The 1,175-nt window shown below is 54.3% G+C and carries 1 protein-coding gene; it reads left to right on the plus strand.

Translation table 11 applies throughout. From position 1 onward, the window contains the following. Positions 1-57: 57 nt before the first annotated feature. A protein-coding gene (locus tag ACR0IV_RS21730) for an IS3 family transposase (RefSeq protein WP_480734443.1) occupies positions 58-1,175 on the plus strand; the annotation gives its coding sequence in 2 pieces (ribosomal slippage) (positions 58-322 and positions 322-1,175; 1,119 coding nt annotated over the 2 pieces). This gene is flagged as partial in the annotation.

Here is a 1,175-nt window from a genome sequence, read left to right on the forward strand (position 1 = left end):
CTGGTCTTCCCCCACTGAAGTGGTCCTCCGCTATGTTTAGGAAAACGGAGGAAACACATGGCAAACAAACGACCGAAGCCAGAGGAGATTGTCACGAAGTTACGGCAAGTTGAGGTTCTGACGGGGCAAGGAATGCCGCGTCTTGATGCGATCCGGCAGATTGGTGTTACGGAACAGACATTCTATCGCTGGAAGAAGAAGTACGGTGGAATGGGCACAGATCAATTGAAGGAACTGAAGCGTCTTCAAAAGGAGAACGAACGGCTGAGAAAGGCGGTATCGGATCTGACTTTGGACAAACTAATCTTAGCGGAGGCCGCAAAGGGAAACTTCTGAGCCCCGCTCGTCGCCGTGCTTGTATTGATCGTGTTCGCAACGAGTTGAACGTCTCAGAGAGGCGAGCCTGTCGCGTCTTGCGGCAACACCGATCCACACAACGCAAAGCACCTGTCGGCCGCCCCGACGAAGAGCGACTGGTGGCGGATATGATCGAGCTGACCCGGCAATATGGTCGATACGGCTATCGTCGGATCGCTGCGTTGCTGAGAGATGCTGGGTGGCAGGTTAACGACAAACGGATCGAAAGGCTGTGGCGGCGAGAGGGGCTGAAAGTGCCAATGAAACAACCAAAGAAAGGACGGCTTTGGCTGAATGACGGTTCATGCGTTCGATTGCGACCTGAACGTCGCGATCATGTTTGGAGCTATGACTTTGTCTATTGCCGCACGGATGACGGAAAGGCGTTCCGCACGCTGAACATCATCGACGAATACAGCCGAGAGTGTCTAGCGATCCGCGTGGATCGCAAACTCGACTCAGGCAATGTCATCGACGTCTTGAGTGATCTGTTCATCCTGCGCGGCATCCCGTCATTCATTCGCTCAGACAATGGCCCGGAGTTTGTTGCCCAGGCCGTGCAGAACTGGATCAAAGCGGTTGGAGCCAAGACAGCTTACATCGAACCAGGGTCACCATGGGAAAATGGATACTGCGAAAGCTTCAACGCCCGGTTCCGGGATGAGTTCCTGAACGGCGAAATCTTCTACAGCCTGCGTGAAGCACAAATCCTGATCGAACAATGGAGGAAACACTACAACACCAAACGACCACACAGTGCTCTGGGCTACCGCCCACCGGCCCCGGAAACCATCGTCCAGATGGACCAAAGGCCAGTC

The sequence above is a fragment of the Ruegeria sp. C2 genome (assembly GCF_056537765.1).